The organism is Limibacillus sp. (genome assembly GCA_037379885.1).
Lineage (GTDB): Bacteria > Pseudomonadota > Alphaproteobacteria > Kiloniellales > CECT-8803 > JARRJC01.
The window spans coordinates 1-15,724 of sequence record JARRJC010000043.1 but is presented as its reverse complement, the minus strand read 5'-3'; the positions used below and the strand labels follow the sequence as shown (position 1 = coordinate 15,724).

General features: G+C 64.2%; 12 protein-coding genes and 1 tRNA gene. All 13 read right to left on the bottom strand.

Annotated elements, in window-relative coordinates:
• Positions 1-28: 28 nt before the first annotated feature.
• Positions 29-2,107 (bottom strand): elongation factor G, encoded by a 2,079-nt coding sequence (fusA, locus tag P8X75_12060; GenBank protein ID MEJ1995921.1) that lies wholly within the window; start codon positions 2,105-2,107, stop codon positions 29-31.
• Between the two features lie 12 nt (positions 2,108-2,119).
• Positions 2,120-2,590, bottom strand: a complete 471-nt coding sequence (gene rpsG, locus P8X75_12055) for a 30S ribosomal protein S7 (protein MEJ1995920.1) — start codon at positions 2,588-2,590, stop codon at positions 2,120-2,122.
• A gap of 15 nt (positions 2,591-2,605) precedes the next feature.
• Positions 2,606-2,977, bottom strand: coding sequence for a 30S ribosomal protein S12 (gene rpsL, locus P8X75_12050; protein ID MEJ1995919.1), 372 nt, complete (start codon positions 2,975-2,977; stop codon positions 2,606-2,608).
• A gap of 326 nt (positions 2,978-3,303) precedes the next feature.
• Positions 3,304-7,497, bottom strand: coding sequence for a DNA-directed RNA polymerase subunit beta' (gene rpoC / locus P8X75_12045; protein MEJ1995918.1), 4,194 nt, complete (start codon positions 7,495-7,497; stop codon positions 3,304-3,306).
• A gap of 86 nt (positions 7,498-7,583) precedes the next feature.
• Positions 7,584-11,756, bottom strand: coding sequence for a DNA-directed RNA polymerase subunit beta (gene rpoB / locus P8X75_12040; GenBank protein MEJ1995917.1), 4,173 nt, complete (start codon positions 11,754-11,756; stop codon positions 7,584-7,586).
• A gap of 238 nt (positions 11,757-11,994) precedes the next feature.
• Complete coding sequence (rplL, locus tag P8X75_12035; GenBank protein ID MEJ1995916.1) at positions 11,995-12,375, bottom strand: 50S ribosomal protein L7/L12; 381 nt, start codon at positions 12,373-12,375, stop codon at positions 11,995-11,997.
• 58 nt (positions 12,376-12,433) lie between these two features.
• Positions 12,434-12,952 (bottom strand): 50S ribosomal protein L10, encoded by a 519-nt coding sequence (gene rplJ / locus P8X75_12030; GenBank protein MEJ1995915.1) that lies wholly within the window; start codon positions 12,950-12,952, stop codon positions 12,434-12,436.
• A 378-nt stretch (positions 12,953-13,330) separates the two neighbouring features.
• Positions 13,331-14,026 (bottom strand): 50S ribosomal protein L1, encoded by a 696-nt coding sequence (gene rplA, locus P8X75_12025; protein ID MEJ1995914.1) that lies wholly within the window; start codon positions 14,024-14,026, stop codon positions 13,331-13,333.
• Between the two features lie 3 nt (positions 14,027-14,029).
• The gene (rplK, locus tag P8X75_12020) at positions 14,030-14,458 is read right to left on the bottom strand and encodes a 50S ribosomal protein L11 (protein MEJ1995913.1); all 429 of its coding nucleotides are present in this window, start codon (positions 14,456-14,458) and stop codon (positions 14,030-14,032) included.
• Positions 14,459-14,590: 132 nt separating this feature from the next.
• The gene (gene nusG, locus P8X75_12015; protein ID MEJ1995912.1) at positions 14,591-15,121 is read right to left on the bottom strand and encodes a transcription termination/antitermination protein NusG; all 531 of its coding nucleotides are present in this window, start codon (positions 15,119-15,121) and stop codon (positions 14,591-14,593) included.
• 7 nt (positions 15,122-15,128) lie between these two features.
• Positions 15,129-15,326, bottom strand: a complete 198-nt coding sequence (gene secE / locus P8X75_12010; protein MEJ1995911.1) for a preprotein translocase subunit SecE — start codon at positions 15,324-15,326, stop codon at positions 15,129-15,131.
• A gap of 98 nt (positions 15,327-15,424) precedes the next feature.
• Positions 15,425-15,500, bottom strand: a tRNA-Trp gene (locus P8X75_12005).
• Between the two features lie 105 nt (positions 15,501-15,605).
• A partial coding sequence (locus tag P8X75_12000) for an elongation factor Tu (protein MEJ1995910.1) occupies positions 15,606-15,724 on the bottom strand: 119 nt, incomplete at its 5' end.

Sequence of the window (15,724 nt, the reverse complement as noted above, 5' to 3'; positions counted from 1 at the left end):
CTACAAACTCGCCAGCCGAACCCGTCCGTCAGGCCATCTTGGCGACGACCTCGTCGGCCACTGCCTGCGGCACCCGCTCATAGTGCGAGAAGTGCATCGTGTACTGTGCGCGCCCCTGAGACATGGAACGCAGCGTGTTGACGTAACCGAACATGTTCGCCAGCGGCACCAGCGCGTTGACCACGCGGGCGTTGCCGCGCTGATCCATCGAGTTGACGTTGCCGCGGCGGCTGTTCAGGTCGCCGATGATGTCGCCCATGTACTCCTCGGGCGTCACCACTTCAACCTTCATCATGGGCTCCAGAAGAACCGGCTTGGCTTTCTGCACACCCTCGCGGAAGGCCGCGCGGGCGGCGATCTCGAAGGCCATGACGCTGGAGTCCACGTCGTGCGACGCACCGTCGATCAGGGTCGCCTTGAAGTCGATCATCGGGAAGCCCGCGACCACGCCGTTCGCAGCGGCGGACACGATGCCCGACTGGACGCCCGGAATGTACTCGCGCGGCACCGAACCGCCGACGACAGCGTTCTCGAAGAGGAAGCCTTCACCGGCCTCCTGCGGCTCGAACACGACCTTGATGCGCGCGAACTGACCCGAACCGCCGGTCTGCTTCTTGTGGGTGTAGTCCACTTCGGCGCGCTGGCTGATGGTCTCGCGGTAGGCCACCTGAGGGGCGCCCACGGTCGCATCGACTTTGAACTCACGGCGCATGCGGTCGACGATGATGTCGAGGTGCAGCTCGCCCATGCCCTTGATCACGGTCTGGCCGCTCTCGAAGTCGGTCGAGACCTGGAAGGAGGGATCCTCCTGCGCCAGACGGGCCAGCGCCTGACCCATCTTCTCCTGGTCGGCCTTGGTCTTGGGCTCCACGGCGACCTCGATCACGGGATCGGGGAACTCCATGCGCTCCAGGATGATCGGCTTGGCCGGGTCGCAGAGGGTCTCACCGGTGGTGGAGTCCTTCATGCCGACCAGGGCGACGATGTCGCCGGCCATTGCCTCATCGATCTCTTCGCGGTGGTTTGAGTGCATCAGCAGCATGCGGCCGACGCGCTCGCGCTTGTCCTTGACCGAGTTGAGCACCGAGTTGCCCTTGGTCAGCTTGCCCGAATAGACGCGAACGAAGGTCAGGGAGCCGACAAAGGGGTCGGTCATGATCTTGAACGCCAGGGCGCTGAGCGGCGCGTCGTCATCAGCGGGACGGGTATCCGTCTCCTCGCTGTTCGGCTTGACGCCCTTGACGGGCGGCACGTCGACGGGGCTCGGCAGGAAATCCACAACCGCGTCCAGCAGCGGCTGGACACCCTTGTTCTTGAAGGCGGAGCCACAGAGGACCGGGACGAACTTCAGGCCGCAAGCGCCCGCACGGATGCAGCGCTTCAGGGTGGCCTCGTCGGGCTCGTTGCCCTCCAGGTAGGCTTCCATGGCGTCGTCGTCCATCTCGACCGCCAGCTCGATCAGGGCCTCGCGGTACTCCGCGGCCTGGTCGGCGTAGGCGTCGGGGATGTCGACGATGTTGAACTTGGCGCCCAGGCTCTCGTCTTCCCAGATGATCGCCTTGTTGGCCACCAGGTCGATCACGCCCTCGAACTCGGCCTCGGAGCCGATCGGCAGCTGAGTGACGGCCGGAACGGCGCCCAGGCGGTCCTTCATCATCTCGACGCAACGGAAGAAGTCCGCACCCATGCGGTCCATCTTGTTGACGAAGCAGATGCGCGGAACCTTGTACTTGTCAGCCTGACGCCAGACGGTCTCGGACTGCGGCTCGACACCGGCGACCGAGTCGAACACGGCAACGGCGCCGTCGAGCACGCGCAGGGAACGCTCGACCTCGATGGTGAAGTCGACGTGGCCCGGGGTGTCGATGATGTTCACCCGGTGGTCGCGCCAGAACGCGGTGGTCGCGGCGGAGGTGATGGTGATGCCACGCTCCTGCTCCTGCTCCATCCAGTCCATGACCGCGGTGCCCTCGTGGACCTCGCCGATCTTGTAGGACTTACCGGTATAGAAAAGGATGCGCTCGGTCGTCGTCGTCTTACCGGCATCGATGTGAGCCATGATGCCGATGTTACGATAGTGGGTGAGCGGCGTCTGACGGCCAGCCATGATAAACCTCGTTTACCAGCGGTAGTGGGAGAAGGCCTTATTGGCCTCGGCCATGCGATGCGTGTCCTCACGCTTCTTCACGGCCGCCCCACGATTGTTGGATGCATCGATCAGCTCGTTGGCGAGCCGGTCGACCATGGTCAGTTCGCTGCGAGAGCGCGCGGCCGTGATCAGCCAACGGATGGCCAGAGCCTGCGCGCGGATCGAGCGAACCTCGACGGGAACCTGGTAGGTGGCGCCGCCGACCCGGCGGGAGCGCACCTCGACTTCCGGGCGCACGTTGTCGAGCGCCTCGTGGAAGACCTTCACGGGATCGCCCTTCAGCTTGCCCTCGATCTGATCGAAGGCGCCGTAGACGATGCCCTCGGCAACCGATTTCTTACCGTCGAACATCAAGTTGTTCATGAACTTGGAAACGACGACGTCGCCGAATTTCGGATCCGGCAGAACTTCACGCTTCTCTGCGCTGTGACGACGCGACATGACGCTTGTCCTTCCTTACTTCGGACGCTTGGCGCCGTATTTCGAACGGCGCTGGCGGCGATCCTTGACGCCCTGCGTGTCGAGGGTGCCGCGAATAACGTGATAGCGAACGCCCGGAAGGTCCTTCACACGGCCGCCGCGGATCATGACCACGGAGTGCTCCTGAAGGTTATGTCCCTCGCCGGGAATGTAGCTGGTGACCTCAAAGCCGTTGGTCAAACGGATGCGGGCGACCTTACGAAGAGCCGAGTTCGGCTTCTTCGGCGTGGTGGTGTAGACGCGCGTGCACACGCCGCGCTTCTGCGGGCAGGCCTCCAGCGCCGGAACCTTATTGCGCGCCAGCTGCGGCTTGCGCGGCTTGCGGATCAATTGGTTGATCGTGGGCATACGTCAGTTCCCCAAACAAACCCTGAGTTCAAAACAAAGCACCGCGAAGGAGCGATTAAATCTCGCACCCTTTGCGGATCTGCAAGACCGTCCAATCGTGCGGACGGTTATGTAACGTCCCGTAAATCCCGGAGCCTGCGTCTAGACCGTGAAAGGTCTACCACCAGCCCCCTGAAAGGTCGGCGCATACTATGTATCCGCCCCCTACTCGTCAAGCCATAGAGAAGGACTTTTTCAAGCAGGTGTAAGAGCGCCCCCGAAGCGCCGATTCCTGAAAGAATCTTGCGTCTTCGGAGGCGTTCTCGTAACGGGCCTTAAAAGTGGCCTCAGCCCTCGGCCGGAGACTCGGCCCCGGCGCCCTCTTCCGCCGCCGCCGACTCGCTTTCGAGAGCCAGCTGCTCGGCTTCGCGGGCATCCAGGATGGTCCGGTCCCGCTCGGCCGCGACGCGCTGCATCTTGGCCATGATGGAACCGGTGCCCGCCGGGATCAGGCGGCCGACGATGACGTTCTCCTTCAGACCGATCAGTTCGTCGATCTTGCCCTGCACCGCCGCTTCGGTCAGGACACGCGTGGTCTCCTGGAAGGACGCCGCAGAGATGAAGGAGGTGGTCTGCAGGCTCGCCTTGGTGATGCCCTGGAGCACCGGCTTGCCCTCGGCCGGGCGGCCGCCGTCGGCGATCGCCTTGTCGTTGATCGCCTCGAACTCCTCCCGGTCGGCCTGCTCGCCCACCAGGAAGGTGGTGTCGCCGGCCACCGTGATCTCGACCTTCTGCAGCATCTGGCGAACGATCACCTCGATGTGCTTGTCGTTGATCTTCACGCCCTGCAGGCGATAGACGCTCTGGATCTCGTTGATGAGATACTCGGCCAAGGCCTCGACGCCCATCACCTCCAGAATGTCATGCGGAACCGGGTTGCCGTCCATCAGCAGGTCGCCGCGCTCGACATGATCGCCCTCGTGCACGGCAAGATGCTTGCCCTTGGGGATCAGGTACTCGCTCACCTCCGCGGCCTCGTCGTCGGGACGGATGATGACCCGGCGCTTGGTCTTGTAGTCGCGGCCGAATTCAACGCGGCCCGCGATCTCCGCCAGGATGGCGAAGTCCTTGGGCTTGCGCGCCTCGAACAGCTCGGCCACGCGCGGCAGACCGCCCGTGATGTCGCGGGTCTTGGAGGACTCGCGCGGGATACGGGCCAGCACATCGCCGGCCTGGACCTTCGCGCCGTTCTCCACCGACAGAATGGCGTCCATCGAGAGGAAGTAGCGGGCCTCCATGCCGTTGGCCAGGGTCACCACGTTGTCCTTGGCGTCGCGCAGGGTGATGCGCGGCTTCAGGTCTGTGCCCTTGGGCTGCTGCTTCCAGTCGATGACCACGCGGTTGGAAATACCGGTGGTCTCGTCCATCTGCTCCTTGATCGAGATGCCTTCGACCAGGTCCACGTAGTTGGCGGTACCCTCACGCTCGGAGATGATCGGCGTGGTGTAGGGGTCCCACTCGGCCAGGCGCGCGCCCTTGGTGACGGGCTTGCCTTCCTCGGCCAAGAGACGCGCGCCGTAGGGCACGCGGTGACGCGCCCGCTCGCGGCCCTGATCGTCGATCAGCACGACCTCCATGTTCCGGGACATGGCGATGGCCACGCCCTCGGAGTTGTGGACAACGTTCTTGTTGTTCCACTGGATCATGGCGTCGCTGGACGCCTCCACGCTGGACTGCTCGGCGCCACCCTGCGCCGCGCCGCCGATGTGGAAGGTGCGCATGGTCAGCTGCGTGCCAGGCTCGCCGATCGACTGAGCGGCGATGACGCCCACGGCCTCGCCCTGGTTCACGTGCGTGCCGCGCGCCAGGTCGCGTCCGTAGCAGGCCGCGCAGACGCCGCCCCGGCTCTCGCAGGTCAGGGTGGAGCGGATCTTCACCAGATCGATGCCGGCGGTCTCCAGCTTCTCGACCTGCGGCTCCTCGATCAGCTCGCCCTTCTTGACCAGGATGTCGCCCGAAAGCGGGTCCTTCACGGCCTCGGCCACGGTCCGGCCCAGGACGCGCTCGCCCAGGGTCGCGATCACCTCGCCGCCGTCCATGACGGGGCGGATGGTCAGGTGGCCGTCGGTGCCGCAGTCCTCTTCGACGATGATGCAGTCCTGCGCCACGTCGACGAGGCGGCGGGTCAGGTAGCCCGAGTTCGCCGTCTTCAAGGCGGTGTCGGCCAGACCCTTACGGGCGCCGTGGGTGGAGTTGAAGTACTCCAGCACGGTCAGGCCTTCCTTGAAGTTGGAGATGATCGGCGTCTCGATGATCTCGCCCGAAGGCTTGGCCATCAGGCCGCGCATGCCGGCCAGCTGCTTGATCTGAGCCGCCGAACCACGGGCGCCCGAGTGGGCCATCATGAAGACCGAGTTGATCTCCTTGCCCTTGGCGCCCGACATGACCTTCATCATCTCTTCGGCCACGCGGTCGGTGGTGGAGGACCAGACGTCGACCACCTTGTTGTACTTCTCGCCGCGGGTGATGAGGCCTTCCTGGTACTGCTGCTCGAACTCCTTGACCTGCTCCTGGGCCTCGTCGACCAGCTTGGTCTTGGCCTCGGGGATGATCAGGTCGTCCTTGCCGAAGGAGATGCCCGCACGGCAGGCGTAGGCGAAGCCCAGGCCCATGATGCGGTCGCAGAACAGCACCGTCTCCTTCTGACCGCAGTGGCGGTAGACGGAGTCGATCACCTCGGTGATCTCCTTCTTGGTCAGAAGGCGGTTGATGGTGCTGAAGGGCAGCTTCTTGTTGATCGGCAGAACCTGACCCAGAATCATGCGGCCCGGCGTGGTGTCGATCACCTGAACGATGGGATCGCCGTTCTCGTCCACGGTCTCGTAGCGCGCCTTGATCTTGGCGTGCAGCGACAGCTCGCCGGACTCGATGGCCAGCTCGATCTCGCCCATGGAGCCGAGCACCATGCCCTCGCCCTTCTCGCCCTCGGTCTCCATCGTCAGATAGTAGATACCGAGCACGATGTCCTGCGAGGGGACGATGATGGGCTTGCCGTTGGCGGGCGACAGGATGTTGTTGGTCGACATCATCAGCACGCGCGCTTCCAGCTGCGCTTCCAGCGACAGCGGAACGTGCACGGCCATCTGGTCGCCGTCGAAGTCGGCGTTGAAGGCGGTGCAGACCAGCGGATGGAGCTGGATCGCCTTACCCTCGATCAGAACCGGCTCGAAGGCCTGGATGCCCAGACGGTGCAGCGTCGGCGCCCGGGTCAACATGACCGGGTGCTCGCGGATCACCTCTTCCAGGATGTCCCAGACTTCCGGACGCTCCTTCTCGACCATCTTCTTGGCGGCCTTGATGGTGGAGGCCATGCCATAGAGCTCGAGCTTGGAATAGATGAAGGGCTTGAACAGCTCCAGCGCCATCTTCTTGGGCAGACCGCACTGGTGCAGCTTCAGCTCCGGGCCGACCACGATGACCGAACGGCCCGAGTAGTCGACGCGCTTGCCCAGAAGGTTCTGACGGAAGCGGCCCTGCTTGCCCTTCAGCATGTCGGAGAGCGACTTCAGCGGGCGCTTGTTGGCGCCGGTGATGACGCGGCCCCGGCGGCCGTTGTCGAAGAGGGCGTCCACCGATTCCTGCAGCATGCGCTTTTCGTTGCGCACGATGATGTCGGGCGCGCGCAGCTCGATCAGCCGCTTCAGACGGTTGTTGCGGTTGATCACGCGGCGATAGAGATCGTTGAGGTCGGAGGTCGCGAAGCGGCCGCCGTCCAGCGGCACCAGCGGGCGCAGCTCGGGCGGGATCACCGGCACGACGTCCAGGATCATCCACTCCGGACGCGCGCCGGACTCGTTGAAGGCCTCGACCAGCTTCAGGCGCTTGACCAGCTTCTTGCGCTTGGCCTCGGAAGTGGTCTCCTTCAGCTCGACGCGCAGCTCGGCCTCGAGCTCCTCGAGGTCCAGCTTGGAGAGGATCTCCTTCAGCGCCTCAGCGCCGATCATGGCGGTGAAGGCGTCCTCACCGTACTCGTCCTGGGCGTCCATGTACTCCTCTTCGGAGAGGAGCTGATGGAGCTTCAGCGGCGAGAGGCCGGGCTCGACCACCACGAAGTTCTCGAAGTAGAGCACGCGCTCCAGCTCTTTCAGCGTCATGTCGATCAGAAGACCGATGCGGCTGGGCAGAGACTTCAGGAACCAGATGTGCGCGACCGGGCTGGCCAGCTCGATGTGGCCCATGCGCTCGCGGCGCACCTTGGCCAGGGTCACCTCGACGCCGCACTTCTCGCAGATGATGCCGCGGTACTTCATGCGCTTGTACTTGCCGCAGAGGCACTCGTAGTCCTTCACCGGACCGAAGATGCGGGCGCAGAACAGGCCGTCGCGCTCCGGCTTGAAGGTCCGGTAGTTGATCGTCTCGGGCTTCTTGATCTCACCGAAGGACCAGGAGCGGATGCGCTCCGGGCTGGCGATCGAAATGCGGATCTGATCGAAGCTCTGCGGGCCAGAGGGCTGACCGAAGAGGTTCATAATGTCGTTCATCGGTATCTCCCGATATCAATTCACCCGAAGGGCGAAAAAGGGGTGGTCTGGACGGCCCCGGAGGACCGTCCGTTCCGCCACGTCGTTTAGAAGCCGGACTGCTTGAGTTCCACGTCGAGGCCGAGCGAGCGCAGCTCCTTGACCAGGACGTTGAAGGACTCAGGGATGCCGGACTCGAAGTTGTCATCGCCCTTGACGATGGCCTCGTAGACCTTGGTCCGGCCGGACACGTCGTCCGACTTGACCGTCAGCATCTCCTGCAGGGTGTAGGCCGCACCGTAGGCTTCCAGCGCCCAGACCTCCATCTCGCCGAAGCGCTGGCCGCCGAACTGCGCCTTGCCGCCCAGCGGCTGCTGGGTGACCAGGCTGTAGGGGCCGATGGAACGGGCGTGGATCTTGTCGTCCACCAGGTGGTGCAGCTTCAGCATGTAGATGTAGCCGACCGTGACCGGGCGATGGAACTTCTCGCCCGTGCGGCCGTCCCACAGCCAGACCTGGCCCGAAGCCTCGTGACCCGCCTTCTCCAGCATCTCGAGGATGTCCTCGCTGCGCGCGCCGTCGAAGACCGGCGTGGCGATGGGAACACCGCCGCGCAGGTTGTCCGCGAGCTCGGCCACATACTGATCCTCGAGATCGGCAATCTCGTTCTTGTAGGTGTCCTTGCCGTAGACGTCGGTCAGCTTCTTGCGGACCCCGTCGAACTTACCCGAGCGCTTGGCGTCGTCCAGCATCTCGCCGATCTGCCGGCCAAGGCCCGCACAGGCCCAGCCGAGATGGGTTTCGAGAATCTGTCCGACGTTCATGCGGCTGGGCACGCCCAGCGGGTTGAGCACGATGTCGACCGGCGTGCCGTCTTCAAGGTGCGGCATGTCCTCGATCGGCATGATCTTGGAGATGACGCCCTTGTTGCCGTGACGGCCGGCCATCTTGTCGCCCGGCTGAAGCTTGCGCTTCACGGCCACGAAGACCTTGACCATCTTCATGACGCCCGGCGGCAGCTCGTCGCCGCGCTGCAGCTTGTCGACCTTGTTCTCGAAGCGCTTCATCAGCGCATCGACCGACTCCTCGAAGACCTTGTTCAGGGCCTCGACGTCGGCCTGGCGCTTGTCGTCCTTGACGGCGATCTGGCGCCACTGGCCCGGGGTGAAGTCGGACAGCACCTTCTCGGTGATCTTGGTGTCCTTCTTGAAGCCCTTGGGGCCGGAAACGCCGGTCTGGCCGACCAGAAGATCCTTCAGGCGGCCATAGAAGCTGCGCTCCAGGATTACCTTCTCGTCGTCGCGGTCCTTGGCCAGACGCTCGATCTCGGCGCGTTCGATGGCGAGCGCGCGCTCGTCCTTCTCGACGCCGCGGCGCGAGAAGACCCGCACCTCGACCACCGTGCCGGAAACGCCCGGGGGCACCCGCAGGGAAGAGTCGCGAACGTCGCTCGCCTTCTCGCCGAAGATCGCGCGAAGCAGCTTTTCCTCCGGGGTCATCGGGGATTCGCCCTTGGGCGTCACCTTGCCGACCAGGATGTCGCTCGCGTTGACCTCGGCCCCGATGTAGACCATGCCCGCCTCGTCGAGGTTGCGCAGGGCGTCCTCACCGACGTTGGGGATGTCACGGGTGATCTCTTCCTGGCCCAGCTTGGTGTCGCGGGCCATGACCTCGAACTCCTCGATGTGGATCGAGGTGAAGACGTCATCGCGCACGATCCGCTCGGAGATCAGGATCGAGTCCTCGAAGTTGTAGCCCATCCACGGCATGAAGGCGCAGAGCACGTTGCGGCCCAGCGCCAGCTCGCCGAACTGCGTCGAGGGGCCGTCGGCGATGATGTCGCCGCGCAGCACCTCGTCGCCCACCTTCACCAGCGGACGCTGGGTGATGGAGGTGTTCTGGTTGGAGCGCTGGAACTTCAAGAGGTTGTAGATGTCCACGCCCTGCTCGCCGCTCGAGGTCTCCTCGGTCACGCGCACCACGATGCGGGTGGCGTCCACCTGGTCGACCACGCCCGCGCGGCGCGCCACGATGGACGCACCGGAGTCGCGGGCGACCGTACCCTCCATGCCGGTGCCGACCAGCGGCGCCTCGGCCTTCAGAAGCGGCACCGCCTGACGCTGCATGTTGGAGCCCATCAGCGCCCGGTTGGCGTCGTCGTTCTCCAGGAAGGGGATCAGCGCCGCGGCGACCGAGACGATCTGCTTGGGCGACACGTCGATCAGGTCGATGTCCTCGGGCCGGGCCACGATGTACTCGCTCGCCTGACGGCAGGAGACGAGGTCATCCACGAACTTGCCCTTGGCGTCCAGGTTCGCGTTCGCCTGGGCGATGGTGTAGCGCCCCTCCTCCATGGCCGAGAGGTAGATCACCTCGTTGGTGACCTTGTTATCCACCACCTTGCGGTAGGGGCTCTCGATGAAGCCGTACTTGTTGACCCGCGCGTAGGTCGCCAGAGAGTTGATCAGGCCGATGTTCGGGCCTTCCGGCGTCTCGATGGGGCAGATGCGGCCGTAGTGGGTCGGGTGCACGTCGCGCACCTCGAAGCCCGCACGCTCGCGGGTCAGACCGCCCGGACCCAGCGCCGACAGACGGCGCTTATGGGTGATCTCGGAAAGCGGGTTGGTCTGGTCCATGAACTGCGAGAGCTGCGAGGAGCCGAAGAACTCGCGCACGGCGGCGGCCGCCGGCTTGGCGTTGATCAGGTCGTGCGGCATGACCGTGTCGATCTCGACGGAGGACATGCGCTCCTTGATCGCGCGCTCCATGCGCAGCAGGCCCACGCGGTACTGGTTCTCCATCAGCTCGCCGACCGAACGCACCCGGCGGTTGCCCAGGTGGTCGATGTCGTCGATCTCGCCGCGGCCGTCCTTCAGCTCGCAGAGGATCTTGACGATGGCGAGGATGTCTTCCTTGCGCAGCACCCGCATCTCGTCCGACACGTCGTCGAAGCCAAGACGCGCGTTCATCTTCACGCGGCCCACGGCGGAGAGGTCGTAGCGCTCGGAATCGAAGAAGAGACCCTGGAACATGGTCTCCGCCGTCTCCAGCGTCGGCGGCTCGCCCGGGCGCATCACGCGGTAGATGTCGATCAGCGCGTCCTCGCGGCTGCGGTTCTTGTCCGCCGCCAGGGAGTTGCGGATGTAGGGCCCGATGTTGAGGTGGTCGATCGCCAGGGTCGCGATCTCCTTGATCCCGGCCTCGCCCAGCGCCTCAAGCGTCTCGGCGGTGATCTCATCGCCCGCCTCGGCCAGGACCTCACCGGTTTCCATGTTGATCTGATCGCTCGCCAGGTAGTGGCCGACCAGCTCCTCCTCGGTGACCAGGACCTCCTTGAGGCCCGCCTCGGACAGCTTCTTCAGCTGGCGCGGGGTCATCTTGGTGCCGGCGTCGACGACCGGCTTGCCGGTCTTGGCGTCGACCAGCGGAGCAGCCAGCTTGGCGCCCTTCATGCGGTCGGCGTCGAAGGGCGTCTTCCAGCCGTTCTTCACCTTCTTGTAGGTCACCGTGTCGTAGAAGACCCTGAGGATGTCCTCGGGGCTCATGCCCTCGATCTCCTTGGGGTCGACCGGCTCGCCCTTGGCAATCTTGTCGGCGCGCAGCTTCGCGCTCTCCTCGTTGTCGAGGGCGAGCAGGAAGGTCGTCGCCGGCAGCTTGCGGCGGCGGTCGATACGCACATAGACGGTGTCCTTGGCGTCGAACTCGAAGTCCAGCCAGGAGCCGCGGTAGGGGATGACGCGCGCGGCGAAGAGGTACTTGCCCGAAGAGTGAGTCTTGCCGCGGTCATGGTCGAAGAAGACGCCTGGGCTGCGGTGCATCTGAGAGACGATGACGCGCTCGGTGCCGTTGACGACGAAGGTGCCGTTCATGGTCATGAGCGGCATGTCGCCCATGTAGACGTCCTGCTCCTTGATGTCGCGGATCGACCGCGCGCCGGAGTCCTCGTCCACGTCCCAGACCACGAGACGCAGGGTCACCTTCAGCGGCGCGGCGTAGGTCATGCCGCGCTGCTGGCACTCCTCGACGTCGTACTTCGGCTCCTCCAGCTCATACTTGATGAACTGAAGCTCCGCCCGGCCGGAGAAATCGCGGATCGGGAAGACCGACGCGAAGACCTCCTGAAGGCCGCTCGTCGGGCGCGCCTCGGGATCGGTGTCAGCCAGGAGGAACTGGTCGTAGGAGGTTTTCTGAACCTCGATGAGGTTCGGCATTTCCGTGACCTCGGGGATACGCCCGAAGCTCTTGCGAATGCGCCTGCGACCGGTAAAGGACCTCGCCATATTGCAACCCTCGTACACTCTGTTTTGCGGAAGCCGCCGCCCTTGGCCGGGGCCTGTCTTCCGCCTGAAAATCTCTGCCGTGCCGGCGGCCCGCAGGCCGCCTTTTTGCACCCGGAAGCCCCGCTCTCTGCGAAGCTTGCGGCTACAGGCACGAAAAGCCCGCGACGGCACGCCCCTTTTTTTCAAAGGAACGCGCCGTCCAGGCCTAGCCTTAAGTGCGTCGTGTGAAACGCAGCACTTACTTGAGCTCGACGGTGGCGCCAGCCTCCTCGAGCTTCTTCTTGATCGCCTCGGCCTCGTCCTTGGAAGCACCTTCCTTGACGGGCTTCGGAGCGGCCTCAACCAGGTCCTTCGCCTCTTTCAGGCCCAGACCGGTGATGGCACGGACTTCCTTGATGACGTTGATCTTCTTGTCGCCGGCGGCGGCAAGAACCACGTCGAACTCGTCCTTCTCGGCAGCCGGGGCGGCAGCGTCGCCACCGGCAGCAGCGGCACCGGCGACGGCGACCGGAGCAGCAGCGGAGACACCCCACTCCTCTTCCAGACGCTTGGCCAGTTCGGCGGCCTCGAGAACGGTCAGCTTAGAAAGCTCATCAACGAGCTTGTCCAGATCGGCCATTTCATCTTCTCCTTAAAGACTTGAGCTTGTTAGCTAGTTCAGTTGGTGAAAGTCGGGATCACGCGGCTTCGCCTTTTTGGGCATAGGCGTTCAGCAAGCGAGCGAGCTGGCCGGCCGGAGCCTGCGTGACACCGGCGAGCTTCGTCGCCGGGGCCTGCAGGAGACCCACCAGTTTGCCGCGGAGCTCATCCAGGGACGGAAGCTTGGCCAGAGCCTCGACACCGCTGGCGTCGAGAACGGTGGCTTCCATGGCGCCACCGACAATGGTCAGCTTTTCGTTATCCTTGGCGAACTCGACGGCGATCTTCGCTGCGGTCACAGGATCCTCGGAGTAGGCAATACCCGTCGGTCCGGTGAACAGCGACTCGATCGCTTCGAACTTCGTGCCCTTAAGAGCCAGACGCGTGAGCCGATTCTTGGTCACCTTAAAGCTGGCGCCAGCGTCCCTCATCTTCCGGCGCAGGTCCTGCGACTGAGCCACCGTCAACCCATGTTGCTGGGTAACGACGACCACGCCGGCCTGCTGGAAGCGTTCGTTCAGCTGCGTCACCAGTTCTTCTTTTGATGCGCGGTCCACGAATCGTCTCTCCCGTCGCTGGGCCCCGTTCACCCCCGGATGGAGGCGGACCGGAGCCCGTTTGCACGAAGGTCCTCCCGAAGCAATTGCCCCGGTCAGACCCGGTTCGCCTGTCCTAAGAAGCTCAAGCCCTCACCGACCCTCCCCCTTGGGAAGAGGCCGTAAAAACTCGATAACTCCCCGTCTATTGCAGGCCCCCTCTTGCGAGCGGCTTAAGCTGTGTGACCACAGCACCTACAGTCTCGGACAGGTGCCCGCGGCGTCCGGATCCTCTTGGTCCTTCCGCCTCGGGCGATCCCGCTCTCCACATCATCTGCAAAGAGCGGAAACTCCTCGCCCGGAGCAGCTCACGCCGCCCCCGGGCAAATTCCCAATCCCTCAGCCGACGAGGCTGGAGATTTCCAACTTCAGGCCGGGGCCCATGGTAGAGCTGAGCGACACCTTCTTGATGTAGCTGCCCTTGGCGCCCGTCGGCTTGGCGCGGTTGATCGCCGAGACGAAGGCCTTGACGTTCTCAACGAGGGCTTCCTCGCTGAAGCTCGCCTTGCCGACGCCTGCGTGCACGATGCCGGCCTTCTCGACGCGGAACTGCACCTGGCCGCCCTTGGCGTCCTGCACAGCCTGCGCCACATCGGCGGTCACGGTGCCGAGCTTGGGGTTCGGCATCAGACCGCGCGGGCCCAGCACCTTACCCAGACGGCCGACCAGCGGCATCATGTCCGGCGTGGCGATCACCCGCTCGAAGTCCATTTGGCCCGCCTGCACCTGTTCGGCAAGGTCGTCGGCGCCGACAATGTCGGCTCCGGCCTTCTTGGCCTCCTCGGCCTTGTCGCCCTTGGCGAAGACCGCGACCCGGATCGACTTGCCCGTGCCGTGCGGCAAAGTGACGACGCCGCGCACGTTCTGATCGGCATGACGCGGGTCGACGCCCAGGTTCATGGCGATCTCGACGGTCTCGTCGAACTTGGTCTTGGCGCCCTCTTTGACCATCTTCACGGCTTCCACCAGGTCATAGACCGCACGGCGGTCGAGGCCATCGGCGATGCTCGAATAACGCTTACCCTTCTTGGCCATGACTTAGCCCTCCACCTTGAGGCCCATGGAACGCGCGGAGCCGGCGATGATCTTGATCGCGGCGTCCAGGTCGTTCGCATTGAGGTCCTTCATCTTCGCTTCGGCGATCTCGGCCAGCTGGGCCTTGGTCACCACGCCGACTTCCTCCCGACCCGGGGTCTGGGACCCCTTGGAGAGCTTGGCGGCTTTGCGCAGGTAGTAGGAAGCCGGCGCCGTCTTCATCTCGAAGGAGAAGGAGCGGTCCGAATAGGCGGTGATGATCACCGGCGTCGGGGTGCCCTTTTCCATGGATTCGGAAGCGGCGTTGAAGGCCTTGCAGAATTCCATGATGTTCAGACCGCGCTGTCCCAGCGCCGGCCCGACCGGCGGCGAGGGGTTGGCCTGCCCCGCCGGAATTTCGAGCTTGATGTAGCCCGCAATTTTCTTCGCCATAACAAATCACCCTTTCTCGTCTTGGGCTTAGCGGTAAACGGCGGCCGAATGGACTTCGTTTCGGCTTCGCCTCCCGCGGCTCACTCTGGGCCGCCGAAACGGCCCGCTTTCACCCCGATGCTCCGGCCCTTGTCAGGCCTTCTCCACCTGGGCGTATTCCAGTTCCACCGGCGTCGAACGGCCAAAGATGGAGACCGCCACCTTGAGGCGGGCCCGCTCCTCGTCGACCTCCTCCACCGTCCCGTTGAAGGAGGTGAAGGGGCCGTCCGCGACCCGCACCGTCTCGCCCACCTCGAAGGTGACCGAGGGCTTGGGACGATCGACGCCTTCCTGCACCTGATGCAGGATCTGCTGCGCTTCGCGCTCGCTGATCGGCACGGGCTTGCCCTTGCCGCCCAGGAAGCCGGTGACCTTCGGCGTGTCCGTGATCAAGTGCCAGGACTCATCCGTCAGTTCCATCTTCGCCAGCACGTAGCCGGGGAAGAACTTCCGCTCGGAAGAGACCTTCTGGCCGCGGCGCACCTCGACGACCTCTTCGGTCGGCACCAGCACCTGCTCGATCAGATCTTCCATGCCCTTCTGGCGCGCCTGCTCCTTAATGGACTCGGCGACCTTCTTCTCGAAGCCGGAATAGACATGGACGACGTACCAACGAACGGTCATTTAAGGCTCAGCCTCCGATACCCAGTAGTGCCCTGACGCCCAGCGACAGGACCTGATCGACGAGAAAGAAGAACAGCGCCGCCAGGAAGACCATCACGAAGACCATAATGGTGCTGACCGTCGTCTCGCGCCGCGTCGGCCAGGTCACCTTGGAGACTTCCTGCCGCACTTCGCGGATATACTGCGCTACATTCATCTTGGCCATTCTGGCCCTTCCTTCTCATCTCAAACGGCAATCCCGACAGAACAGCCTTGCTCTGCCGGGCGCCTCTTTTTCGCTTCTTTCGCCACCCTGAAGGAAGGTGGCAGGAGTGGAGGGACTCGAACCCCCAGCCCCCGGTTTTGGAGACCGGTGCTCTACCAATTGAGCTACACTCCTACGAGTCTCCACTCCTTCAGAATGTTCGGGGGGCGGAGCTTGCCGCCCCCCTTGGTCCCGTCACAGGCCCATATGGGGCCTGCCTTCGTCTTTCGCTCGTACTTCTTACTGCACGATCGAGGAGACGACGCCGGCGCCGACGGTGCGTCCGCCTTCGCGGATGGCGAAGCGCAGGCCCTCGTCCATGGCGATGGGGGCGATCAGCTCGACCTCCATGGCGACGT

Excerpts from the sequence above, each read along its gene's own strand:
- fusA (MEJ1995921.1), bottom strand. The coding sequence starts at position 2,107 with ATGGCTGGCCGTCAGACGCCGCTCACCCACTATCGTAACATCGGCATC.
- rpsG (MEJ1995920.1), bottom strand. The coding sequence starts at position 2,590 with ATGTCGCGTCGTCACAGCGCAGAGAAGCGTGAAGTTCTGCCGGATCCG.
- rpsL (MEJ1995919.1), bottom strand. The coding sequence starts at position 2,977 with ATGCCCACGATCAACCAATTGATCCGCAAGCCGCGCAAGCCGCAGCTG.
- rpoC (MEJ1995918.1), bottom strand. The coding sequence starts at position 7,497 with ATGAACGACATTATGAACCTCTTCGGTCAGCCCTCTGGCCCGCAGAGC.
- rpoB (MEJ1995917.1), bottom strand. The coding sequence starts at position 11,756 with ATGGCGAGGTCCTTTACCGGTCGCAGGCGCATTCGCAAGAGCTTCGGG.
- rplL (MEJ1995916.1), bottom strand. The coding sequence starts at position 12,375 with ATGGCCGATCTGGACAAGCTCGTTGATGAGCTTTCTAAGCTGACCGTT.
- rplA (MEJ1995914.1), bottom strand. The coding sequence starts at position 14,026 with ATGGCCAAGAAGGGTAAGCGTTATTCGAGCATCGCCGATGGCCTCGAC.
- rplK (MEJ1995913.1), bottom strand. The coding sequence starts at position 14,458 with ATGGCGAAGAAAATTGCGGGCTACATCAAGCTCGAAATTCCGGCGGGG.
- nusG (MEJ1995912.1), bottom strand. The coding sequence starts at position 15,121 with ATGACCGTTCGTTGGTACGTCGTCCATGTCTATTCCGGCTTCGAGAAG.
- secE (MEJ1995911.1), bottom strand. The coding sequence starts at position 15,326 with ATGGCCAAGATGAATGTAGCGCAGTATATCCGCGAAGTGCGGCAGGAA.